Raw genomic sequence first — 22,603 nt, 5'->3', positions numbered from 1 at the left:
ACTGTTAACTTTTCACCATATGAGGTGCCCGTTGATAAAAGAACGTATCTTCGACTTCAAATCCATATTCATTCGGATTGAAAATTTGTTCTGTACTGCCGACAAACAGCACTCCGCCAGGCTTTAATGCCTGATTGAATTTATGATATAGCTGATCCTTCGCTTCTTCAGTAAAATAAATCATCACATTTCGGCAAATGATCAAGTCAAAATTGGAGTCGAAACGATCAGACAATAAATTTTGTTGTTTAAAGGTAACCGTTCGCTTAATTTCATCCGTCACTTTAAAAAAGCTTCCTTCAGCCTTAAAGTATTTTTCTTTCATTTCTTTCGGAACTTCCGCCAGTGACCGCTCAGAGTAAACGCCAATTTTCGCTTTCTGAATCGCATTTTGATCAAGATCTGTCGCTAAAATCGATATTTGCGATAACGGCATAAATTTCGATAATACCATGGCTGTTGTATAGGGCTCTTCCCCTGTTGAGCAAGCGGCACTCCATACTTTCAGCTTTTTATTAGAAGCAAGCAACCGAGGGAGAATTTTCTTTTCTAACACTTCCCACCGTTTGGCATTTCGATAAAACTCCGACACATTAATCGTCATTCGATCTAAAAATTCATTAAAAATTTGTGAATCACGATTCATCGCTTCAAAAAATTCTTTAAATGAGTGAAATCCCTTTTTTTCGTATAAGGAAATTAATCGTCTCTTCATTTGAGCTTCTTTATATAAACTAAGATCAATGCCTGTTTTCCGATTGATTTGTTGAATAAATTCTTGATAGTCACCCATTCCCTAATTCCTCTCCCTATTCAGTAATTGACAATAAATTGTAGTTCTTTTGTCTTATTATATCGCAACAAGGAAGTAGTACAATAGATGTTTTTGACAAAAATAAAAAACACTGCCCTAAAGGCAGTATTTTTTAATATAATCAGTAGATCCACTCATTCACTGGTTTGCTGTAAGTTGTTAATTCTTCTTCTTTGAAGAAAATAGAGATCTCTCTTACTGCGCTTTCTGGAGAATCAGAACCGTGGATAATGTTTTTACCAACTGTAATGCCGAAATCGCCGCGGATTGTTCCTGGTGCTGCATCTTTAGGGTTTGTTGCACCCATCATTTGACGAGCAGTTGCGATTACATTTTCACCTTCCCAAACCATAGCAAATACTGGGCTTGAAGTGATGAAGTCCACTAATTCACCGAAGAATGGGCGCTCTTTATGCTCTGCATAATGCTGCTCAGCCGTTTCTTTAGAAACGCTCATTAATTTAGCTCCAACTAGTTGGAAGCCTTTTTTCTCAAAACGAGCAACAATCTCGCCGATTAGTCCTCTTTGTACGCCGTCTGGCTTAACCATTAAATATGTTCTTTCCATTGTAGTCACTCCTATATTATGTAATTTTTTTTAAAAAATAATGAATCCTTCAAAATAGTAACATTGATTGGTCAGCTTGACAATCTTTTCGTAAAAAAACTAATATTTTCGTTTACCAATATACTTGGCAATGTCGCGCAACGATTTTTTATTTCGGTTAGAAGGCAGCTCCTTTAATATATCTAATGCCCGATTTAAATAACGCTGACTTAATGCATGTGCCCGTTCAATCGCGTCACTTTGTTTCAATAATGTAATGATTTCATTCATTTCCGCTTTTGTCGTCTGTTCATTCACTTGAATAATTTTCTGTTTCAGCTTCTCATCCTGCATCGCATAGAGCACAGGTAAAGTAATATTTCCTTGCCATAAATCACTTCCAGCAGGCTTTCCAAGTTGGGCTTCCGTTGCCGTAAAGTCAAGAATATCATCCGTTATTTGAAAAGCCATTCCAACATTATAGCCAAATTGATAGAGCTTTTGATGAATGTCTTTTGGAACATCCGCAGAAATTGCTCCGAGCTGACAGCTAGCCGCAATTAACAGCGCTGTTTTACGTTTAATTCTCCGTAAATAATCCCGCAAGTTTTGTTCATAGCGATATTTATCTTTAATTTGAACAATTTCACCTACGCATACTTCGACAATTGTATTGGACAAAATCCGATGAGCCTCAATGTTCTCAATGCTTGTCATATATTCAAGCGAACGAGCAAAAATATAATCGCCTGTATACATAGCGACACGATTATCCCATTCCGCTTTCACCGTTGGTTTTCCCCTTCTAAGCTCAGCATTATCAATGACATCATCATGAACGAGGGATGCCATATGAATAAGTTCTAAAGCCACAGCCACATTTTTTACTTTCTCAATTTCATAATGGCCAAATTTTGCAGAAAGTAAAACAAATACTGGGCGAATTCGCTTTCCGCCCGCTTGCAACAGATGAAGGGACGCATCACGCAACGATGGTGATTGAGAAGAGATAGCTTGTTCCAATTCTTTTTCAATTAAATCAATATCCGCTTTTAAAAACGAATACAGCATATTTAACTTCATGTTTTCACCCAACTTATTTACTTTTGTTTATAACCAATATGGGTTGCTGCTACTCCTCCTGTATGTGGCTTATAGCTGACGTTGACCAATCCAGCCTGTTCAAACATACGGGCAAGTTCTTTCATGCCAGGGAAATCACGAGCAGATTCTTGCAACCAAGAATATTCTTTATAACTTTTCGCAAACAGCTTACCGAACAGCGGCATAATAAAGCGGAAATACAAAAAGTACAGTTGTCGGTAACCGATCATTGTCGGTTGTGACGTTTCTAAGCATACTGCCATGCCCCCAGGCTTTAATACCCGGTTCATTTCTTTAAGAACATGCATGTAGTCTGGTACATTGCGCAATCCAAAGCCAATCGTCACATAATCAAATGTGTTGTCCTCAAATGGAAGCTCCATTGCATTTCCTTGAATCATCTCAACTTGAGCCAAATTCTCCGCTTTAATTTTTTCGCGGCCGACCTCTAGCATATTATGGCTGAAATCAAGCCCAATGACTTTGCCTTCCTTTCCGACAGCCTCGGCAAGCGCCATCGTCCAGTCGCCGGTCCCGCAGCATACATCTAAAGCTTTCGCTCCTTTTTTTACAGCCATCTTTTTCATCGTATCTTTTCTCCAGCGTTTATGCTGCTGAAAACTAATTAAAGAATTCATATGGTCATAGTTGTTCGAAATTTTTTCAAAGACCCCATGTACTCTTTCTTCCTTTGATTGTTGCATTATTTACCCTTCTTCCACATAAGTTTTATTTCCAAAAAATTCAGCTGACATTTTTTCGAAAAGATGAAGGATCGGTTCATGAACGAGCTCTGTGCTCAACATTTGTTCGACAGCTGTTCTTGCTTTTCTAATATATTCTTCACAAATATCAAAAAGACTTTGCTGTTGCTCCATCGAAAGCGATCCTTTTACCTCAGGGAACTTCATCTGTTTAAGAGAATCGATCACAATGGCTTTCTCACCTGCAAAAAAGGCTTCCTTTTCCTTCAGCAACCTTTTAACAAACAATACATGCGAAACACCTGAAAAAAGGTATTGAACATCGAAAAACCGATAAAACCTCTCGACAATCTCAGTCTCTATTTTATAAACACTCTCCATGATCGCTTCAATGGAATATCGTTCTTTTTGGTATAAGGCAATCTTGTTTTCATTAATACTTTTTACTGCATCTGCAAGTGTTCGAATCATATGAACATCATTCAAATCAGCGAGAATCTGATAATATAAACCACTGAAATAATCACCAGCCAAAACAGTTAGCTGTTGTTCTTTTATAATATCACTTGAGGAAGCTGTCACTTTTTCATGGGTATCAAGAGCGATTTGAATCAGCGTGGCAGTTGTAATATATTGTTTTGTTTCAGAGGAAGATAAGCGTTCTGTGTTAAACGGAAACATTAATATCTCCAGACGAGTTTCGTCAATATCAGGCTTATCAATATACTTTCGCAAATAAGGATAGGAAAGTTTATATTGGACCTCTTTTTCAATTAATGATTTTTGTTGTAGCCATTCATTCATCGTCTTAACCCCTTAATCCCGTTTCTTTTTATTATGATTATTTATGTACTATTTTTTATTTCATCATGTTATAAAACAAGCAACATTATATCACATTTACTCGCTAAATACGAACCGATGTAGAGAAATTGAACAGAGAAGGCTCCTTTTCATAAAATAAAAAAGAGCCAGCCTTCTCCACCGTCTGATATAGCATAAATACTAGGAGGAACACTATATATTGACGTTGGCAGAGAAGCTCGGCACTATACTGGATAGCCCTCCTTCTTATCCGGCTCTATTCTTTCACACTTCCGCTTTCCATTTGTCCAAAACTTGTCACAATTTCGGCTTTACCGCGAACTTTAATGGCTGAAGTATGCTCTGTGAATTGAGCAACCATCACTTCACCTCGGTCTAGCTTTTCCGAGTGATGAAAGCGAGTATCTGACCCTCTTGTTAATCCAATTACATTTACACCATCTTCAAGCGCACGAATCATGATGTAGTCAGCTTGATTTAACTTCATGCCTCATCCTACCTTCCTTTTCTTAACCTTTAATTAGTTGAAGAAGTTCAGAACGAGCCTGTACATCATCAGCATATTTACCTCTTGCAGCCGTCGTTACTGTTTTTGAACCAGGCTTTTTCACTCCTCGCATCGCCATGCACATATGTTCTGCTTCAACTACGACCATTACGCCATGGGGTTCAAGCTTTTCCATAATGGCATCAGCTACTTCGGACGTAATGCGCTCTTGTAACTGTGGACGTCGTGCGACCGTTTCTACTGCGCGAGCTAACTTGCTTAAACCTGTCACTTTTCCATTCTTCGGAAAATAAGCCACGTGAGCATGACCAAAGAAAGGCACAAGATGATGTTCACACATCGAATAAAACGGAATATCTTTCACTAACACTAATTCTTCATAATCTTCTCCGAAAACCGTTTCAAAATATTCTTTCGGATCTTTATTTAAACCAGAGAAAACCTCTTCATACATCTTTGCTACTCGCTTAGGCGTATCTAACAGCCCTTCACGATTCGGATCTTCTCCTACTGCTTCTAATATTAATCTAACTGCTTCTTCAATCTGAGCACGATTTACTTCAGCCATATCTATACAACCCTCTCCATTAACATAAAATAAAATATCACTTTACACTATAACAATATAAATATTAGCACAACGCCACAACCACATCAAAGAGAAGTGTTCTATTTAGAAAAACGGAAGCGGCTGTTTAGACTCTCAGCAAACATAAGACGGACCAGTCTTTGCCACATAACAGAGCCTAAATATGAGAAAAGGAGACCTTTTTGAGGTCTCCTATTAGCCAAAAGGCTATGTAATTATTTTACCGCATCTTTCAATGCTTTACCTGGTTTAAACGCAGGTACTTTGCTAGCAGCGATTTCAATTTCTTCACCTGTTTGAGGATTACGTCCTTTACGAGCAGAACGCTCACGCACTTCAAAGTTACCAAAACCGATTAATTGAACTTTATCGCCGTTTGCTAACGTGCTTTGGATGGCATCAAAAACGGCCTCAACCGCTTTAGTAGCATCTTTTTTGGATAGTTCAGCTGCTTCTGCAACTTGATTAATTAAATCTGTTTTATTCATGCCATTCACCTCCTCCCAAAGAGGGATCAACGAAAGTTTTGTATTATTATCCATTACTTTCATTAGTAAGCTATTTTTTCTAATTCTATACATAAAACTAAAAAAAAGCTATAGAATCAATGTTCCTGCATTAATTCTGTTAAAAGATTATCACATAAGAATTGGCTTATCAAGCAGAATCCCTTAAGTTTTAACCATTCTTTCATCGTTTAGTAAAAAATACAAAACAGACCCTCCTTAAATAGAGAGTCTGGAGCATCAGTATATTTATAAAATAATAGCGATCATCCCTCCTGAACCTTCATTAATGATCCGCTCTAACGTTTCTTTCAGTTTATATCTTGCGTTTTCCGGCATTAAAGCCAGTTTCCCTTGAATTCCTTCGCGAACGATGGAACTTAAATTTCTGCCAAATATATCTGAATTCCAAATAGATAACGGATCATCTTCAAAATCTTGCATTAAATAACGAACGAGCTCCTCGCTTTGCTTTTCTGTTCCAATGATTGGAGCAAATTCTGATTCTACATCCACCTTAATCATATGAATCGATGGAGCGACCGCTTTTAAACGAACACCAAATCGGGATCCTTGACGAATAATTTCTGGCTCATCAAGGCTCATATCTTCAAGGGAAGGCGCCGCAACACCATAACCCGTCTGCTTTACCATTCTTAAAGCGTCTGACACTTGATCGTATTCCCTTTTCGCATTTGCAAAGTCTTGCATTAACTCCAGCAAATGATCTTTCCCACGTATATCAACTCCAACAATCTCTTTCAGCACTTGATCATATAACTCATCTGGAGCAAATAGATCGATTTCTGCCACCCCTTGCCCCATATCCATACCTGCTAATCCGGCACTTTCAATAAACTCATAATCATCGAATTGCTGAACAATGCGATCCACATCTCTAAGCCGCTTAATATCTTGCACTGTTTCTTTAATTGCCTCTTGATAATGTCCTCGGAGCCAATGATTATCTTTCAACACCATCACCCAGCCCGGCAAGTTCACATTCACTTCATGAACAGGAAATTCAAATAGCGCTTCCTTGAGCACATTAATCACATCAGTTTCTCTCATGCTTTCTACTGACATAGAAATAACAGGAATATCATATTTTTCGATCAAGCTGTCTCGTAAACTGTCTGTTTCTGGATGAAATGGCCTAGCAGAGTTAACAATCATAATAAACGGTTTTCCCACTTCTTTTAGTTCGTTGATGATTCTCTCTTCTGCATCAAGGTAATTTTCTCTAGGAATCTCTCCTACTGTACCGTCTGTTGTGATCACTACACCAATCGTGGAGTGTTCCTGAATGACTTTGCGAGTGCCTATTTCCGCTGCTTCATGAAAGGGAATCGGCTCTTCAAACCAAGGTGTATTTATCATTCTCGGCCCATTCTCATCCTCGTATCCTTTCGCTTCCGGAATCACATACCCTACACAATCAACAAGGCGAATATTCACATCAAGGCCATCGTCTACTTGAATGGAGATAGCCTGATTTGGCACAAATTTAGGTTCAGTCGTCATGATTGTTTTTCCAGCTGCACTTTGCGGCAGTTCATCAAGCGCACGAGCTCGTTCTGCTTCATTCTCTATTTTTGGAAGCACAAGCTGCTCCATAAATTTCTTAATGAACGTCGATTTGCCTGTTCGAACAGCTCCTACAACGCCTAAATAAATATCTCCTCCTGTGCGTTCCGCTATATCTTTAAAAACATCTGTTTTTTCCACTTGATTCCCTCCCTGCTTTATTGCATACGTTTTCTAGTAGCAGTCCGCTTCTCATACATTAAATTGTATGATGTTGTCCCTATTTTATATGCCTGAAAATAATAGATAGAAAAAAAGAGACCCCAATAGGCAAACTGAGGTCTCTTTCTTTCTATTTATCCCGCATTAACAGGCTGTTAAACTCACACAATCAACAAGAGATACAGCCCTCACTGATTGAAGTGTCACTTTATTTCGCCATAAAAACAGGCACATTCTTTTCATCTACTGTATAAGGAAGGGAAAATCCTGGAGCAATTAAAGAATCTTGACAAAGTAATGGACGAATATCCTCTCCTTTTTTCGGCTTATCTTTTGCTGTTTGCAAGGCTGAATACAAATCACTGCTGTAATCAACATAAATAGTGCCATCTCCTGAAATCACGAGTGGCAAATTGTTATTGGAGTATGGACTAACCACATAAGGCTCTTCTTCATAGCCAAGCTCCTTGTATTTTAATGAATACACATTAGGAGCTAACTCTCTATGATACGGTGGATATTTATGGGACTTGACACGCAATTGTATATCACGAATTTGCTCCGCCATTCTTAAATCAATCAGTTTCACAGTCGGGTTTTTCTCAACATCTATTAGAACGTATTGAAAGATCCCCCCTGATTCAAAAGCATTCCCTGGAGGTTCTGCCATAAATTGCGGGGCTAACTTTTTAAAATCAATCGGATACTTTTCGTATAATGGCGTATCAGCTTCTTTGTTTTTAATAGGTAAGAGGCCGCCATTTTGCTCTTTATATTGATTTACTGCCGTTTGCACCGACTGTACTTGATCTTCATACGGCACTTGATTAGCCGCTAACTGATCTTCCGGAAACATACAGCCGCTCATAATGGAAGAAATAAGAATAAATAATACGATGATTGAATATTTTTTCATTGTTGCCCCCTAAGCTCCTGTTGGCCCGCTGAACACGATATACACCATGATCATTCCACCAATAATCAAACAAGCATACGCCAACATAGCAGAGATGAATTTAAAAAAACCATTTTTCATTTTATAACGACTTAAATAAATCATCATGACGGCGAGAATCATAAGTCCCATACCGGCAAAAGAAATCCACATATTTAACATTGATGGTGACATCTTGCACTACCCCTTTCAGTTATCGACCTGATTATATCACAATCACTAGCTAAATTGGACCTTGAACGTGTTGAAATCCAGCTCTATGAAGCTCGTCTATGTACTAATTCAGCTGGATTCAAAAAAAAGCTGAAGCAGACTGTTTCACTGCCTCAGCTGATTCGACCGCCATCTCCTAATATCGCTGGCTTTCTCACCATATTATATGGGGAGGTTCTGACTTTTGACTCAGCGAACGTCTCTATATTTCATCAGATTGACGATCTTCATATACATTTACTAAGTCTTCCATTTCATGTGTTTTCATACGAGCCATTAATTCGTCAACGACAGCTTTTGGATCATGGTCTTCGAATAATATGCCGTAAAGTGCTTCAGTGATTGGCATCTTCACATGATACTTAAGAGATAATTGTCGAGCAGCTTTCGTCGTCCGAACCCCTTCAACCACCATCCCCATATTGGCCAATACTTCTTCTAGTTTTTTCCCTTGACCGAGCATATTCCCCGCACGCCAGTTACGGGAATGAACACTCGTACAAGTAACAATTAAATCGCCAATACCGGTCAGTCCAGAGAAAGTCAGCGGCTTCGCTCCCATTTTTGTTCCTAGTCGAGCGATTTCGGCTAGCCCTCTCGTAATTAAGGCCGCTTTTGCATTGTCTCCATAACCTAGACCATCGGAAATCCCTGCAGCTAAAGCAATAATATTTTTTAAGGCCCCGCCAATCTCGACTCCGACTACGTCTGAGTTCGTATATACGCGAAAATGCTGATTCATAAAGATATCTTGAACTCTTTCGGCTGCTTCCATATCTTTCGAGGAGACCGTTACCGTTGTTGGATGACGCAGACTCACCTCTTCCGCATGGCTAGGACCAGATAGAACAACAATAGCCTGGCAAAGCTCTTTCGGCATTTCTTCTTCAATCATTTCAGAAATGCGCAAAAGTGTATCCGGTTCGATTCCTTTACTAACATGAATAATGGTCAGCGGTTTGGTTTGATGTTTTTGGACAGAACGAAGCACTTCACGAATCGCTTTTGTTGGTACTGCCAACACCATTAAATCAATCCCATCCAAAACTTCCGCCATAGAATGATAGCCCACAATATTTGCAGGAAGCTCAATATTCGGCAAGTATTGATGATTCGTATGCTGTTCATTGATTTCTTGAATGCGCGCTTGATTATTTGCCCATAAACGAACATCATGGCCATTATCAGCAAGCACAAGAGCTAAAGCAGTCCCCCAGCTTCCAGCTCCAACAACAGCTATTTGTTCCTTCTTCTTCATGTTTTTTCACCAGCTTTTCATTATTTTCGAGCACGTGAAAGAATGCGAATTGGTGTTCCTTCAAAGCCAAACGCATCACGAATTCGATTTTCTAAGAAACGTTCATAAGAAAAGTGCATGAGTTCCGGTTCATTCACAAACACCACAAAAGTAGGCGGCTTCACGGCTACTTGTGTGGCATAATAAATTCTTAATCGCTTTCCTTTATCTGATGGAGTAGGATTCATAGCTACCGCATCCATGATGACATCATTGAGCACACTAGACTGTACGCGCATCGCGTGATTTTCACTCGCTTGATCAATGACTGGCAACAGCGTATGAACCCGTTTTTTTGTTTTCGCGGATAAGAAGACGATCGGCGCATAATCTAAGAACAAGAAATGACTGCGAATACTTTGTTCAAATTCCTTCATCGTTTTCTCATCTTTTTCAATCGCATCCCATTTATTCACAACGATGACGACCGCCCGTCCAGCTTCATGGGCATAACCAGCAATATGCTTGTCTTGCTCGCGAATGCCTTCTTCCGCATTAATCACTACTAGCACCACATCAGATCGTTCAATCGCCCGTAACGCACGCAAAACACTATATTTTTCTGTCGTTTCGTATACTTTCCCTTTTTTCCTCATGCCTGCTGTATCAATAATGACATACTCTTGTCCATCGTACATATATGGAGAATCAATAGCATCTCTCGTCGTTCCAGCCACATTACTTACAATGACTCTTTCTTCCCCTAGCAAGGCATTGACTAGAGAAGACTTCCCTACATTCGGACGACCAATTAACGAGAATTTAATGACATCTGGATCATAGTCCTCTTCATCCACTTGTGGAAAATGGGCGACGACCGCATCTAACATATCTCCTAATCCAATTCCATGCGCACCGGAGATCGGAAACGGCTCCCCAAAACCTAAAGAATAAAAGTCATAAATTTGACTGCGCATTTCTGGATTGTCCACTTTATTTACAGCAAGAACGATTGGTTTTTTGGAGCGGTATAAGATTTTTGCAACTTCCTCATCAGCTGAAGTCACACCCTCTCTTCCACTTGCTAAAAAGATGATCACATCCGCCTCTTCGATGGCAATTTCCGCCTGTTGACGAATTTGCTCTAAAAACGGTTCATCTCCTAAATCAATTCCACCGGTATCAATAAGGTTAAATTCATGATTTAACCATTCTCCTGAACTATAAATTCGATCTCTTGTTACACCAGGAATATCTTCGACGATTGAAATCCTTTCGCCGACAATTCGGTTGAAAATGGTTGATTTCCCTACATTCGGGCGCCCTACAATGGCGACTACTGGTTTCACCATTTTATTCATCCTTTCCACACTTACATTCTATTTTGGTTATCATCATTATTGTCTACGTCCGTATAAATAAAACCCTTCTGACGTAGAAGGGTTTTCTGAACTTATCCATTTTATCAATATTCTCCTTAGCAAGCAACCAAAACCATGAAAGAGTTCTAGTTGAGGGAGTTTACTTGAAAGGTCTTTGACTCAAACCCCTTGGCTCAAACCCTCGCACATCCAACCAATGATAAGTTTCTCCTTTAATCACCACAGGTACGCGATGCAATTCTTCTACAGTAGTAGCACCTAAAGCACACATCATCATTTTTAAATCTTCATGCAGTTCGTTTATTTCTACTAACAACGACTCAAACCCTTCCTGCAACAAGGTTTTCAGCAGAAACCCTGCCATTCCAACTGCATCAGCTCCAAGTATAAGGGCTTTTAACACATCTAAGCTATGCTGTATACCGCCAGAAGCGATGACATTTAAATGTTGAGGTGCTGTTTGCCTTGCTTCGACAATGGATGCAACTGTAGAAATGCCCCAGTTATTAAAATAAGCAAGAGCCCTATTCCTGCGAGCATTTTCAATAGCAGCAAAATTAGTTCCGCCAAAACCGCCCACATCAATAGCAGCTAACGGTAAAGCAGATAATTGATTGACCGCTTCTTTGCTTAAGCCGAATCCGGTTTCCTTTACAATGACAGGCACTGGCAAGGACTCTGTGATCGCCTGAATCCGCTCATAAGCGCCGAAAAAGTTACGGTCTCCTTCGGGCATCGCCAATTCTTGAATCACATTTAAATGAATTTGCAGCGCATCCGCTTCAAGCATCTCGACAGCCATTGCGGCCTGTTCGATCGTCGCCTCACTGCCAATATTAGCTAATATGATTCCTTTCGGGTTCATTTGACGAACGACGCGAAAGGTTTGTCTTTCAGCATGATTTTTAATGGCGGACATTTGTGATCCTACTGCCATGGCTACACCAGACTCCCGTGCTGCTATAGATAAGTTCTCATTAATTTTTTCCGTTTCTCTACCTCCGCCCCCAGTCATCGCATTGATAAAAATTGGCGAACTTAAAGTAAGTTCGCCAATTTTAGTTTGAATGGAGAGGTCATTCAAAGCGATGTTTGGAAGACTTTGGTGAACGATGTCAATGTCATCAAAGCCAGTCGCACGACTTTGGCCTGTAGAGAGTGCATATTGAATATGTTCTCTTTTTCTTTGTTCCCTAGTCACAACTCATCACCATTTTCTCATTCAAATAGTTTTACCTATTTAATTATTGTTTTTTAATCCTTTTAATTTATCTCCAATCATTTCTCCAAGTTGGAAGCCTGTGCTTTCTTCAGGCATTTCGTAAGCACTCTCTTCAGGTTCCACTTCTGCCTCTTGTAATTGCTTGATGCTTAAAGATAAACGGTTTTCCTCTTCGTTCACATCAAGAACTTTCACGTTCACTTCTTGCCCTTCTTGGAGCACTTCATGCGGTGTGCCAATGTGTTTGTTAGAGATTTGTGAAATATGAACGAGCCCTTCCACACCTGGGAATACTTCAACAAACGCTCCGTATGATACAAGGCGTTTTACTTTTCCAGTTAATTCAGAACCGATTGGTGCCTTATCTGCGATGTTCGTCCATGGTCCAGGCAAAGTTTCTTTAATGGATAAAGAAATTCTTTCGCTATCCCGATCAACAGATAATACTTTCACTTTCACTTCTTGCCCTTCTTTAATGACATCAGAAGGTTTATCTACATGTTCGTGTGACAGTTGAGAGATATGAACAAGTCCATCTACCCCGCCAATATCGACAAAGGCGCCAAAGTCAGTGAGTCGCTGCACTTTACCTTCTAACACATCACCTGCTTGAATTTCTGACAGTACTTTCTTTTTATTTTCTGCTTTCATTAAATCAAGAACTGCTCGATGAGATAAAATCAGTCGGTTTTTCTCTTGTTCTAATTCCACGATTTTCAAACTTAATGTTTTACCTTTATAATCTTCAAAATCTTCCACATAATGATCTTCAACTAATGAAGCAGGAATAAAACCGCGAACGCCAAGATCAACAACAAGTCCGCCTTTCACTACTTCTTTAATTTCAGCCTCAAACACTTCACCAGCTTCAAAACGCTTGTTCATTTCTTCCCACGCTTTATCGGCATCCGCTTTGCGCTTAGAAAGAACATAAAGATCGTCTTCTTCTTTTGTTACGAGCAGTTCAAGCTTATCGCCCTCATTTACTACATCTGTAGCTTTTTCCACATGAAGGCTGGATAGTTCACTGATTGGGATGATACCGTATTTTTTGCTTCCTTCAATTTCAACTTGCACTTGCTTCTCTTCCACTTTCACCACTGTTGCTTGGACTTTGTCGCCTACTGCATAGTTGTTCACTTCTACTTGGTTCATATCCTCTGTCATATGTACTCCTCCTTAATACGAAACTGCTAACATTTAGTTAAATAAATATTCTTTCTATTAACTTCTAACAATTACAGCCATTTGTCAAGCAAGAAGCTTTTATTTATGACTGTCATGTAACTGACGGATACGGCTCATAATAATTTCCGTTACTTCATCCGCATTCGCTTTTCTTTCGCGAAGTTCTGACATATCAATCGGCGGGCCATAAATCACTTTTAGTTTACGAAAAAGCTTATACGGACCTACAATCGCACAAGGTACAACATATGCCTCCGTGCGAAGGGCAAAAAAACCGGCACCGGCTAGCCCTTTGCCAATCTCTCCTGTTTTGGATCGCGTCCCTTCTGGAAAGAGACCCAATACTTTTCCCTCTTTCAAGAAGTTTAGTCCTTTTCGTAATGCTTCGCGATCGCTCATTCCTCTTTTTACCGGAAATGCTTGCAACTGAGAGATCATTTTTCCAAGGATCGGGACTTCAAACAGCTCTTCTTTAGCCATAAAGGAGACCGTCCTCGGGGCTGTAATTCCGACGACAGGGGGATCTAAATTATCAATATGATTAGCACAGAGAAGCACCCCTCCGTCCTTTGGGAAATGTTCTCTCCCATGAACTTCGATTCGATACATCGGCATTAAGATCGTCTTCACGACCGTCTTGGCAATCGAATAAAAGGTCGTCATTTTACCTTCTCCTCTTTTACTACCGCCATAATTTTTTCTACAACATCGTCAATTGTTAAAGATGTCGTATCGAGCTCAATCGCATCATCCGCTTTCTTTAATGGAGCAGCTGCTCTTTCTGAATCAATTTGATCGCGAAGAGTAATCTCTTCTTTTAATTTCTCTAAATCTGAAGGAATTCCTTTCGAAAGATTCTCATTATATCTTCTTTTTGCACGTTCTTCTGTGCTTGCCTTCAGAAAAATTTTGACTTCCGCCTTTGGCAGTACGTGAGTGCCGATGTCTCGTCCATCCATCACTACTCCTCCAGCTTTAGCAAACGCTTGTTGACGTTTCACCATCTCTTGTCTCACTAAAGGATGTTTCGCGATGAAGGAAACCGTATTTGTCACGTCATTCGTTCTAATTTCATTCGTTACATCTTGCTCGTCAACAAACACCTGTTGCCCGTTTTCTCCAGGCTTTAACACTATTTCTATATGCTGAAGCAGCTGTAATAAATCGCTCTCGCTTTCCGGGTCTACATGCTGCTGTAAAGCTTTATAAGTAAGTGCTCGATACATCGCACCAGTGTCGATATAAACATATGATAATTTCTCCGCAATTATTTTCGCTACTGTACTTTTTCCTGCAGCAGCTGGTCCGTCGATGGCAATTTGCATTGGTTTCGTCATTATTTCACCTTCTAATCAATTTGTCCTTTCATTTTACCATACGATGAAAAGATATTCTTCAAAAAAAAACTCGGTAAAAGGCAACCTTTATACGAGTCCTTTTCTTTTTAAAATAATTTGACGCTCAAAACAAAAGCGCATCAATAATTGCTGTTCTACTCTAGACATATCATTTAGTTGGAGAGAAGCAATGGTTCGATTGCTTTTTTCCTCTTCATACACCCTTACCACTTTAGCTGTTAATTCAAAATAATGATGATCTCCAGACTCAAATGGAATGGAAAGAAACACTTTTCCTTGATCTCCTTGCTTTATGTCCATCCCGCTAGGAACAGGAATAGCTAATCCGCCAGCACTTAAATCAATCGTCACGGCAGTAAAAGGGGCTTGTGCCTCTAAGTGCACAGCTACATCTGCGGCTGTGGACACACGTACATATTTACGCCGCTGAATTCGTTGATACTTCTCCAAACCAGGATCCTGCAAAACTAACAACGGAATAGAATGTTTGACCCGACCAATGACTTTTGTACTAAATACATACACCGCAGAAGCGGCTGTCGGGTCGATAAATTCCGCTGTTAACTCGGTATTGTCCATCAATAAGACCGTGCGGTTCGATTTTATATTCACGGGGTAATTAATAAATACTTGACCATCTTTTATATCTGCCACCTTGCAGCGGTAAGCTTCTTTTTCCTCTTCATCTGACACATCTAACGGCTCAAGCATTAAATCTATTCCTACTTTAAGCATTACAATCCCTCACCCTAATTTCTGACTGCCCATAGTTCAATTTTACTATAATGGGTATAATCCAAATTATAGATGGTGATTTCTGAAAATGCAATGTAAGAATACTATCCCCATCATTTACAATACATTTTCATAGACCGGCTCCGCATTGCGTAATTTCTCTACTTGTTCCTCCCGCCCATCTTTGGCATTAATTAAAATTCGATACGTGTCCTCTCCAAGCGTTCCTAAAAATTCATAACAAAGAACTTCTTGATTTAATGCATTTTCAATAATTGCTAACCGCTTTTCTTCTATTTTCACTTTTGGATTAATAAAGCTTTGAGCTTTACCTTCAGGTATAGCCGGCTTCGAGAACTTTCTTGTGCGATGGTTTTCTAAATATTCATTGGCTGTGACACCAATAATCTGCCCATTATCTAGCGCCACCTTTACTTTCACTGCATCTGGATAAATTCGCACACCATCTTGCTTTCCAATGAAAGTAAATACCCCTATATGATCATATTGCGTACTATCATCCAGTTCTAAATCTGTAAATTGATGCTTCTTTAAAAAAGCCGCCGCTTGATGATTTGCTTCATTTAATCCGATCGTTGGCTGCTTAATGTCCCTATTGATAATGAACCAAATAGGATGGCCCCCTTTTCTAGTCACATCAATACTTGCTTTCTCCCCATTTCCGCCTTTCATATTAATACTATAGAAAGAGAAATCAGAGCCCTTCCCGCTTTTTGTTATCTTTACTTGTTCCGGATTTTTGATGTTTGTAAATGTTTTTGCTTGTTGAACAGCTTCTTTTTTAGAAATCGCGGTTTCTTTCAATTTTTGCAACTGATGATGAGTCAATTGCTTTGCTTGTCCAGGCAAACTGTTCACATATGATTCACTAAAGCCTTCCGATCTCTTCTCTACCGTTTTGAATCCATCAATAATTGTATTATCTGCTCCTTCTTTGTTCGTTGCTAACGCCAGCTCTACATCCATCCAACGCAAGTTGTTTTTCAGTACCATATGTTGTACTTTTCGTAATTCATTTTGAATATCGGCTGACTGCTTATATAAATTCTTTAAATGATTATACTCTTGATCCGTTAAGGGCTCTTTCTCTAAATCTCTCACTGCTGCTTTATAACTGAAATCTCCAATATTCCCTAGAAATTCTTCCGTTTTATTAAAAGGTAATAAAGTGAGCGGCAATTGTCCGACATCGCTGTGTGCCTGTGAAGTTAATCTCCATACATCTGCTAAAGCAGGGGATAGAGAATGTCGCGTATTCATCGCTAACGTTGCGCCGATTTGATCATGAAGTTTATCCACTTCGTACGTTAAATCATGGAATGCCCGCTGATAACTGTTTTCGGCATTAATTAATACCGCGTTTTTTTCACGATGCTCTTGATATCCCCAAAGGCCTGTCCCCACCGCTACTAATGATAGAAAAACCATCGTTAGTATTCGCAACATAACTGCTTCCCTCCTTATTTGCAGAAAATATGCTTACCAATTCGTTTAATTTGCGGACGCGTCCAAATCCACTTGCTCGTTGCAGTGTTCGGGTTAAAATAATATAACGCATTGTTCGTAGGATCCCATCCATTAAGGGCATCAATCACCGCCCGTTTCGACGTCTCATTTGGCGTCAACCAAATTTGTCCATCGGCCACTGCTGTAAAAGCTCTCGGTTCAAAAATAACCCCTGATACAGTATTAGGAAAATTTTGACTAGCCACTCGATTTAAAATAACAGCTGCTACTGCTACCTGTCCTTCATATGGCTCTCCACGCGCTTCACCATGGACAGCATTAGCCATTAAACGAATCTCATTTTGAGAAAAACCTCCTGGCACACTTGTCGCTGCTGCTTTGTTATTATAGGATTTCCTACTGCTGCTCTGATTTTTTACATAACTTTTATTATATTTAGAGGCTTTAATTAGTTTATTTTTTGTTGTTTGACCAACGAGACCATCGACAGGCAAACCAAAGGCCTTTTGAAAGTTTCGAACAGCCCAATACGTTCCCCATCCATAAACACCATCTACTCTCCCCTTATAATAACCAACATATTTCAGCCTAGTCTGCAGCTCAATAACATCGTCTCCATAAGCCCCCTTTTGAATGACTTGCCCTGAAAAAGCGGATGTATATAACGGTGAAATAAATAGCCCCCCAATCACCAAGCTAAGTAGCATAACAAAAGCGATTGCTGTCTTTATGACTCTTGCACCCATTCGCATTTTTTTACCCTCCACATGAAGTATGATGTGTATTCGTAGTTTTTTCTGCTAACCTTTTTTTATTCAGTAAAGTTTCATAATCAAACAGCTTTCCACTGTTAAAATGATCCAGAAACACAAAAAAGAAGCCCTTTTCATGAAGAGCTTCTTTCTTGAAATAATTCGCGATGATGCTGTTCAGTTAAAATATGTGCTTGCTTTACTTTTCTTAGAGCAAACCACCATAGGAAAAACATAAAAGGAACAATATAATAGACCCAAATGGTTTCTAAATATAAAATATAGTCAAAGAATCCGTGCAGCAAAAACGGAATGAGAAAAGCTAAGAATAAATATGTCTTCTCTCTTCCATCTCGATGAAACTTCGCTTTTCCTAAATAAAAGCCCATCACTACTCCAAATAACGCGTGGCTGGATACAGGTAAAAGCGCCCTTACAAAAGCATGTTCCACCCCGTGAGCAAGTAAATAAAGTACATTTTCAATCGTAGCAAACCCTAAAGACACACTCGTCGCATACACAATGCCGTCATAGGGCTCATCAAAATCAACATGTTGATAAATTAAATAAAATAAAATAAACCATTTTACAAACTCTTCAAGAAATCCGACCGTAAAAAGGGCTTCGATTATAGTGGAAAACGTGATCCCTTCTTCTGCCAAAACATATTGAATAAACATGGTTGGAAATGTAAGTAACGCCCCATAAATGAAAGCTTTCGCTACAGTAGTGACAGGCTCTGTTTCATATTTATCGCGAAGATAAAAATAGCATAATAGCGCAAGCCCTGGTGCGATCCCTGCCGAAAAGATTGCCAGCATCCATCTGTCCTCTTTTCTTTCTGTTTTCTTCATCGTATCATTAATAAAAGGGATTGAAAATACAAAATTTGCAAAAAGAATTAGGAGGTTTGTTCTTTTGTCTAAAAAACACGTCTTTGTTATACATACAGGGGGAACCATCTCGATGATGGAGGATAAACAATCCGGTGCTGTGACACCAGGGGAACAAAATCCTCTGCTTCTATCCACTAGCTTATTAAACGAAGCAGCTCATGTTACAACGGTAGAGCCTTTTCATTTACCATCCCCTCACATCACACCAAAAGAAATGCTGCACTTGAAACAACTAATCGAGGAGCGGCTGCGAAAAGAAGCGTTTGACGGGGTGGTGATCACACATGGAACAGATACGCTAGAAGAAACAGCCTACTTTCTCCACTTAACATTATCAACTGATGTACCTATCGTCCTTACAGGGGCGATGCGATCGAGCAATGAACTTGGAGCAGATGGACTATATAATTTACTAAGTGCCGTTCAGGTGGCCGCTTGTGACTCCGCTAGAGGGAAAGGAGTATTAGTTGTTTTAAATGATGAAATTCATTCAGCCGAAAACGTTACAAAAACACACACCAGTAATATTTCCACTTTTCAGAGTCCACAATATGGACCTATCGGCATTGTGACGAAAAGTAAAATCGTATTTCATCATGTGCCGACGAAGCGACAACAAATCGATGTCACAACTATTGATCAGCGAGTCGCTCTCATTAAAGCCTACGCCGGAATGGATGCTTCTCTTTTATCAGCTTTACATGAGCTCCATTACGATGGCGTCGTTATTGAAGCGCTTGGTCAAGGAAACCTCCCTCCTGCTGCTGTTGCCGGGGTAAAAGAGTTGGTTAGACAGCAAATCCCCATCGTCCTTGTGTCTCGGTGCTTTAACGGCATTGTACAGGACGTTTATGGGTATGAAGGCGGTGGCAAACAGTTAAAAGAGTTCGGAGTGATTTTCTCTAATGGTTTAAATGGCCAAAAAGCCCGAATCAAACTTTTAATCGCCTTATCGGCAAAATACGATGCTACTGCTCTCGAAAACATATTTAATTAACGAGCTTCACGCCATTCATTGTTCAAAAGGCGGAGCAATCAAATAACCGATCGCTCCGCCTACTTTTATTCTATTTCTTCTCGAAAAGCAATAGCCTTAGCAATGTCTCCCCCATGAAATCGACCATTTTCAATAAAAATTTCATTGGCATTATTCCCAGCAGCAATCACCCCTGCAATGAAAATCCCGTTCACATTCGTTTCCATCGTCTCCGGATCATAATGCGGTCGACCGCTTTCAATATCGATCTTTACACCCATTGTCTTTAAAAATTCATGGTCCGGATGATACCCTGTCATGGCGAACACCACATCATTTTTCAATCGTTTCAACTCACCGTTTTGCTCATATATGACTTCTTCTTCTGTCATTTCCTTCACCACAGCTTGAAATTCCATGCGAATCTCCCCATTTCTCACTAATGCCTCAAATTCAGGAAGAATCCACGGCTTGATGCTTGGTGAATATTCACTTCCGCGGTAAAGAACAGTCACTCTAGCCCCCGCCTTATGCAGCTCTAGCGCAGCATCGACAGAGGAATTTTTGCCGCCAATAACGACAGCATCCATATCGAAATAAGGATGTGCTTCCTTAAAATAGTGAAACACCTTCGAAAGATGCTCTCCTTTTACGTTCATCATATTAGGATGGTCGTAATAACCGGTAGCAATGACGACGTAAGGTGTTTCATATTGTGCTTTAGAAGTATACACATGAAATAAGCCATTTTCCTGTTTCTCGACTTTATGAACCGTTTCATAGCGATTGACCCGAATATCTTTTAATTTGACGACTTCTCGATAATAAGTGAGAGCCTGATTTCGTTTCGGTTTCCGTCCCTCGATAATAAATGGCACATCACCAATCGCCAACTTTTCACTTGAACTAAAAAAAGTTTGGTGCGTTGGATAATTATAAATAGAATGAACGATGTTTCCCTTTTCAATGACAAGCGGGCGTTTTCCGATCTCCATTAACGCAATAGCGGCAGAAAGCCCACAAGGCCCTCCGCCTACAATAATACAATCTTCCTTCTGCATCTTACTCACTCCTCGTTTCCAACATCTATCTTTTCACTGCAGCATTATTTCCGTAAGGCTTTGTCGAAAAATAAGCTTACCGGACGTTTTCTTCTCATTTCATTCAAATAGGTCAACAATCCACACGACACGTTAACAAAGCTTTTCAAAAAAAATCTCCTATCCATTTAAATGATAGGAGAAAGAACAGCTAATTTCAACGATTTCAGCTTGACACACGCTTAATAAAATACTGATAAAGCTTTCTCATAGCGTTGGAAGGAATGATCGTCAACGCATATTCCTTAAGCATTTCTTCTGGTAAACTCGAATACATCCCATATTCCATTAAGACAGCTTCAAAGACATCGAATTGACTATCAAAGTCAAAGGAAAAATTCACATAGTACGCTCCTTTAAAATAAAACAGCGAGCTTGAAATGGAGCGGATTCTTGGATCATCGTGAACGAGGCCAATGAGATCTTCAATATCTAAAAACTTAATGGTTTGTTCAAAGCCGTGTTCATCACTTTTTCCTCCTGCCACATCCTCCAACTTATCAAAAAAGTCTAAATGCTCAATCGTTAAAATAAGCACTAACTCATCCCCCGCCATCGAATGTACTTCAATAGCGATCATTCCTTCTGTGTCAATATTTAACTGCTCTTCAATGGCATCTAACATTTCATCAAAGATTTCATGCCAAATAAAAGAATCCTCCAAAATATGTTTCTTTAAACAGCCTCTTTTTCTTAACTCATCATAAGTAACGGAAAGCTTCACTTTATTCTCTGATAATCTTTCTATCCTCATCATCTGCTGCCCCCTGCTTTAAAGGACCTCTTTAACACATACTATGATAAGAAGCAGAGATGGTGAGTTATAAACGCATGATTATATTTGCTGATTCAGCCAATCTTCCCATTCTTCTTTCGTGTGACCAACGATATGCTGTTCATAGCTTTTCGCTAGCTGTTCAGCCATTTCATTCACAGCTGCTCCACCGATGCCAATCTGAAGATCCGCTTGCTCTGCCTTCAGCTGATCGATTAATTGCAGCGTTTTAGGTAAGTTTTCCATTAAAGTGACTGAAAGAAAGAGAAACTTTGGTTTCACTGTATCTAAAACGACTTCTATATCTCCGTCTTTTAAACTCGAACCTAAATAAATCACTTCATAGCCTCGCCGGCGAACAAATAAAGTAAAGATGAGCAAGCCGAGCTCATGCCACTCTCCTGGACCACATACAGCTACCACTTTAGGAAGGATGCCATTATGAGGAAAAGAATGCATAATCATGCCGATTCGTGAGCGTAAAATCGAAGTGGCAAAGTGCTCATGAGCCGTTGTAATTTCTCCTTTTTCCCACATATACCCGATTCGAACAAGCAGCTCTGCTAATATTTCAACCGTTACTTTATCAATCGTATACAACGAGAAGGCTTGGTTAATTAATTGTTGTGCCTTTACTTCATCAAAAGAAAGCAAGGCCCGCAATAGTTCTTCAGAAAGAGAGGATTGCTCCTCGTGTGCGTGTGAAGTGACCTGTTGATCTAAACCTACTTCGTGCTGATCCATTAATGAAACCGCTTGACTAATCGTAAACCCCCGGTTGACTTTCTCGACGAGCCATTTTAACTTTTTTACGTCCTCTTCTGTATATAACCGGTGCCCCGAATCGTTTCGAACAGGATTTAATATTTTATACCGTCTTTCCCAAGCACGAAGGGTTCCTGGTTGGATGCCAACTAAATTGGAAACCGCCTTAATATTGTATTTACCTTCGCTCATTTCTTCAACTTCCTCTCTACACC

25 protein-coding genes are annotated in these 22,603 nt (G+C 39.7%); 1 reads left to right on the top strand and 24 read right to left on the bottom strand.

The features are described 5' to 3' along the window. Positions 1-4 precede the first annotated feature (4 nt). The 21 genes from IRB43_RS02820 to prsW form a co-directional block, all read right to left on the bottom strand. Positions 5-793 (bottom strand): CheR family methyltransferase, encoded by a 789-nt coding sequence (locus IRB43_RS02820; protein ID WP_203361893.1) that lies wholly within the window; start codon positions 791-793, stop codon positions 5-7. Positions 794-935: 142 nt separating this feature from the next. Beyond that, the gene (ndk, locus tag IRB43_RS02815) at positions 936-1,382 is read right to left on the bottom strand and encodes a nucleoside-diphosphate kinase (protein WP_203361892.1); all 447 of its coding nucleotides are present in this window, start codon (positions 1,380-1,382) and stop codon (positions 936-938) included. 99 nt (positions 1,383-1,481) lie between these two features. Beyond that, on the bottom strand, positions 1,482-2,444 hold the full coding sequence (gene hepT, locus IRB43_RS02810) for a heptaprenyl diphosphate synthase component II (RefSeq protein WP_203361891.1): 963 nt from the start codon (positions 2,442-2,444) through the stop codon (positions 1,482-1,484). Positions 2,445-2,461: 17 nt separating this feature from the next. Continuing rightward, a complete protein-coding gene (locus tag IRB43_RS02805; protein WP_203361890.1) occupies positions 2,462-3,169 on the bottom strand; it encodes a demethylmenaquinone methyltransferase in 708 nt (235 codons plus the stop codon). Between the two features lie 3 nt (positions 3,170-3,172). Further along, on the bottom strand, positions 3,173-3,973 hold the full coding sequence (locus tag IRB43_RS02800; RefSeq protein ID WP_203361889.1) for a heptaprenyl diphosphate synthase component 1: 801 nt from the start codon (positions 3,971-3,973) through the stop codon (positions 3,173-3,175). A gap of 277 nt (positions 3,974-4,250) precedes the next feature. Beyond that, on the bottom strand, positions 4,251-4,481 hold the full coding sequence (gene mtrB / locus IRB43_RS02795; RefSeq protein WP_094835406.1) for a trp RNA-binding attenuation protein MtrB: 231 nt from the start codon (positions 4,479-4,481) through the stop codon (positions 4,251-4,253). Positions 4,482-4,503: 22 nt separating this feature from the next. After that, positions 4,504-5,070, bottom strand: a complete 567-nt coding sequence (gene folE, locus IRB43_RS02790) for a GTP cyclohydrolase I FolE (protein ID WP_203361888.1) — start codon at positions 5,068-5,070, stop codon at positions 4,504-4,506. Between the two features lie 236 nt (positions 5,071-5,306). After that, complete coding sequence (locus tag IRB43_RS02785; RefSeq protein WP_481748108.1) at positions 5,307-5,633, bottom strand: HU family DNA-binding protein; 327 nt, start codon at positions 5,631-5,633, stop codon at positions 5,307-5,309. A gap of 213 nt (positions 5,634-5,846) precedes the next feature. Next, the gene (gene spoIVA, locus IRB43_RS02780) at positions 5,847-7,325 is read right to left on the bottom strand and encodes a stage IV sporulation protein A (RefSeq protein ID WP_203361886.1); all 1,479 of its coding nucleotides are present in this window, start codon (positions 7,323-7,325) and stop codon (positions 5,847-5,849) included. 229 nt (positions 7,326-7,554) lie between these two features. Continuing rightward, complete coding sequence (locus IRB43_RS02775) at positions 7,555-8,262, bottom strand: hypothetical protein (RefSeq protein WP_203361885.1); 708 nt, start codon at positions 8,260-8,262, stop codon at positions 7,555-7,557. Between the two features lie 9 nt (positions 8,263-8,271). Further along, positions 8,272-8,475 (bottom strand): DUF2768 domain-containing protein, encoded by a 204-nt coding sequence (locus tag IRB43_RS02770; RefSeq protein WP_203361884.1) that lies wholly within the window; start codon positions 8,473-8,475, stop codon positions 8,272-8,274. 241 nt (positions 8,476-8,716) lie between these two features. Then, positions 8,717-9,772 carry an NAD(P)H-dependent glycerol-3-phosphate dehydrogenase gene (locus IRB43_RS02765; RefSeq protein ID WP_203361883.1) on the bottom strand — a complete coding sequence of 352 codons (1,056 nt, stop codon included), beginning with the start codon at positions 9,770-9,772 and terminating at the stop codon, positions 8,717-8,719. A gap of 20 nt (positions 9,773-9,792) precedes the next feature. Next, complete coding sequence (gene der, locus IRB43_RS02760; protein ID WP_203361882.1) at positions 9,793-11,103, bottom strand: ribosome biogenesis GTPase Der; 1,311 nt, start codon at positions 11,101-11,103, stop codon at positions 9,793-9,795. Positions 11,104-11,272: 169 nt separating this feature from the next. Further along, positions 11,273-12,334, bottom strand: coding sequence for a type 2 isopentenyl-diphosphate Delta-isomerase (gene fni / locus IRB43_RS02755; RefSeq protein ID WP_203361881.1), 1,062 nt, complete (start codon positions 12,332-12,334; stop codon positions 11,273-11,275). Between the two features lie 39 nt (positions 12,335-12,373). Beyond that, positions 12,374-13,522, bottom strand: a complete 1,149-nt coding sequence (gene rpsA / locus IRB43_RS02750) for a 30S ribosomal protein S1 (protein ID WP_203361880.1) — start codon at positions 13,520-13,522, stop codon at positions 12,374-12,376. Positions 13,523-13,621: 99 nt separating this feature from the next. Beyond that, positions 13,622-14,206: a lysophospholipid acyltransferase family protein gene (locus IRB43_RS02745; RefSeq protein WP_203361879.1), complete on the bottom strand. Its 585-nt coding sequence runs from the start codon at positions 14,204-14,206 to the stop codon at positions 13,622-13,624. Further along, positions 14,203-14,880, bottom strand: coding sequence for a (d)CMP kinase (cmk, locus tag IRB43_RS02740; RefSeq protein WP_203361878.1), 678 nt, complete (start codon positions 14,878-14,880; stop codon positions 14,203-14,205). The genes IRB43_RS02745 and cmk overlap by 4 nt, the downstream gene beginning before the upstream one ends. A gap of 87 nt (positions 14,881-14,967) precedes the next feature. Continuing rightward, the gene (locus IRB43_RS02735) at positions 14,968-15,636 is read right to left on the bottom strand and encodes a flagellar brake protein (RefSeq protein WP_203361877.1); all 669 of its coding nucleotides are present in this window, start codon (positions 15,634-15,636) and stop codon (positions 14,968-14,970) included. Between the two features lie 117 nt (positions 15,637-15,753). Beyond that, complete coding sequence (gene ypeB, locus IRB43_RS02730) at positions 15,754-17,103, bottom strand: germination protein YpeB (protein ID WP_203361876.1); 1,350 nt, start codon at positions 17,101-17,103, stop codon at positions 15,754-15,756. A 14-nt stretch (positions 17,104-17,117) separates the two neighbouring features. After that, the gene (gene sleB, locus IRB43_RS02725; RefSeq protein ID WP_481748107.1) at positions 17,118-17,831 is read right to left on the bottom strand and encodes a spore cortex-lytic enzyme; all 714 of its coding nucleotides are present in this window, start codon (positions 17,829-17,831) and stop codon (positions 17,118-17,120) included. A 179-nt stretch (positions 17,832-18,010) separates the two neighbouring features. Continuing rightward, positions 18,011-18,697, bottom strand: coding sequence for a glutamic-type intramembrane protease PrsW (gene prsW / locus IRB43_RS02720; protein WP_203361874.1), 687 nt, complete (start codon positions 18,695-18,697; stop codon positions 18,011-18,013). A gap of 97 nt (positions 18,698-18,794) precedes the next feature. Here prsW and IRB43_RS02715 point away from each other — a divergent pair, with 97 nt between their 5' ends. Beyond that, positions 18,795-19,769 carry an asparaginase gene (locus tag IRB43_RS02715; RefSeq protein ID WP_203361873.1) on the top strand — a complete coding sequence of 325 codons (975 nt, stop codon included), beginning with the start codon at positions 18,795-18,797 and terminating at the stop codon, positions 19,767-19,769. Between the two features lie 65 nt (positions 19,770-19,834). On the opposite strand, the gene IRB43_RS02710 is transcribed toward IRB43_RS02715, so the two are convergent. The 3 genes from IRB43_RS02710 to IRB43_RS02700 form a co-directional block, all read right to left on the bottom strand. Further along, entirely contained in the window at positions 19,835-20,809 is a 975-nt protein-coding gene (locus IRB43_RS02710; RefSeq protein WP_203361872.1) for a YpdA family putative bacillithiol disulfide reductase, read from the bottom strand. Between the two features lie 205 nt (positions 20,810-21,014). Further along, positions 21,015-21,605 carry an adaptor protein MecA gene (locus tag IRB43_RS02705; RefSeq protein WP_203361871.1) on the bottom strand — a complete coding sequence of 197 codons (591 nt, stop codon included), beginning with the start codon at positions 21,603-21,605 and terminating at the stop codon, positions 21,015-21,017. A 78-nt stretch (positions 21,606-21,683) separates the two neighbouring features. After that, on the bottom strand, positions 21,684-22,580 hold the full coding sequence (locus IRB43_RS02700) for a MerR family transcriptional regulator (protein ID WP_203361870.1): 897 nt from the start codon (positions 22,578-22,580) through the stop codon (positions 21,684-21,686). Positions 22,581-22,603 lie beyond the last annotated feature (23 nt).

Origin of the sequence: Bacillus sp. REN10, from assembly GCF_016820555.1 — a bacterium.
Classification (GTDB): domain Bacteria; phylum Bacillota; class Bacilli; order Bacillales; family Domibacillaceae; genus Bacillus_CE.
Note: the sequence above shows the minus strand (reverse complement) of the source record. Positions and strands in the feature narration are given on the sequence as shown.

Bases quoted from the DNA above. Each gene is read 5' to 3' on its own strand.
- IRB43_RS02820 (WP_203361893.1), bottom strand. From the start codon at position 793: ATGGGTGACTATCAAGAATTTATTCAACAAATCAATCGGAAAACAGGC.
- ndk (WP_203361892.1), bottom strand. From the start codon at position 1,382: ATGGAAAGAACATATTTAATGGTTAAGCCAGACGGCGTACAAAGAGGA.
- hepT (WP_203361891.1), bottom strand. From the start codon at position 2,444: ATGAAGTTAAATATGCTGTATTCGTTTTTAAAAGCGGATATTGATTTA.
- IRB43_RS02805 (WP_203361890.1), bottom strand. From the start codon at position 3,169: ATGCAACAATCAAAGGAAGAAAGAGTACATGGGGTCTTTGAAAAAATT.
- IRB43_RS02800 (WP_203361889.1), bottom strand. From the start codon at position 3,973: ATGAATGAATGGCTACAACAAAAATCATTAATTGAAAAAGAGGTCCAA.
- mtrB (WP_094835406.1), bottom strand. From the start codon at position 4,481: ATGAAGTTAAATCAAGCTGACTACATCATGATTCGTGCGCTTGAAGAT.
- folE (WP_203361888.1), bottom strand. From the start codon at position 5,070: ATGGCTGAAGTAAATCGTGCTCAGATTGAAGAAGCAGTTAGATTAATA.
- IRB43_RS02785 (WP_481748108.1), bottom strand. From the start codon at position 5,633: ATGGATAATAATACAAAACTTTCGTTGATCCCTCTTTGGGAGGAGGTG.
- IRB43_RS02775 (WP_203361885.1), bottom strand. From the start codon at position 8,262: ATGAAAAAATATTCAATCATCGTATTATTTATTCTTATTTCTTCCATT.
- IRB43_RS02770 (WP_203361884.1), bottom strand. From the start codon at position 8,475: ATGTCACCATCAATGTTAAATATGTGGATTTCTTTTGCCGGTATGGGA.
- IRB43_RS02765 (WP_203361883.1), bottom strand. From the start codon at position 9,772: ATGAAGAAGAAGGAACAAATAGCTGTTGTTGGAGCTGGAAGCTGGGGG.
- der (WP_203361882.1), bottom strand. From the start codon at position 11,103: ATGGTGAAACCAGTAGTCGCCATTGTAGGGCGCCCGAATGTAGGGAAA.
- rpsA (WP_203361880.1), bottom strand. From the start codon at position 13,522: ATGACAGAGGATATGAACCAAGTAGAAGTGAACAACTATGCAGTAGGC.
- IRB43_RS02745 (WP_203361879.1), bottom strand. From the start codon at position 14,206: ATGACGACCTTTTATTCGATTGCCAAGACGGTCGTGAAGACGATCTTA.
- cmk (WP_203361878.1), bottom strand. From the start codon at position 14,880: ATGACGAAACCAATGCAAATTGCCATCGACGGACCAGCTGCTGCAGGA.
- IRB43_RS02735 (WP_203361877.1), bottom strand. From the start codon at position 15,636: ATGCTTAAAGTAGGAATAGATTTAATGCTTGAGCCGTTAGATGTGTCA.
- ypeB (WP_203361876.1), bottom strand. From the start codon at position 17,103: ATGTTGCGAATACTAACGATGGTTTTTCTATCATTAGTAGCGGTGGGG.
- sleB (WP_481748107.1), bottom strand. From the start codon at position 17,831: ATGCTACTTAGCTTGGTGATTGGGGGGCTATTTATTTCACCGTTATAT.
- prsW (WP_203361874.1), bottom strand. From the start codon at position 18,697: ATGCTGGCAATCTTTTCGGCAGGGATCGCACCAGGGCTTGCGCTATTA.
- IRB43_RS02710 (WP_203361872.1), bottom strand. From the start codon at position 20,809: ATGCAGAAGGAAGATTGTATTATTGTAGGCGGAGGGCCTTGTGGGCTT.
- IRB43_RS02705 (WP_203361871.1), bottom strand. From the start codon at position 21,605: ATGATGAGGATAGAAAGATTATCAGAGAATAAAGTGAAGCTTTCCGTT.
- IRB43_RS02700 (WP_203361870.1), bottom strand. From the start codon at position 22,580: ATGAGCGAAGGTAAATACAATATTAAGGCGGTTTCCAATTTAGTTGGC.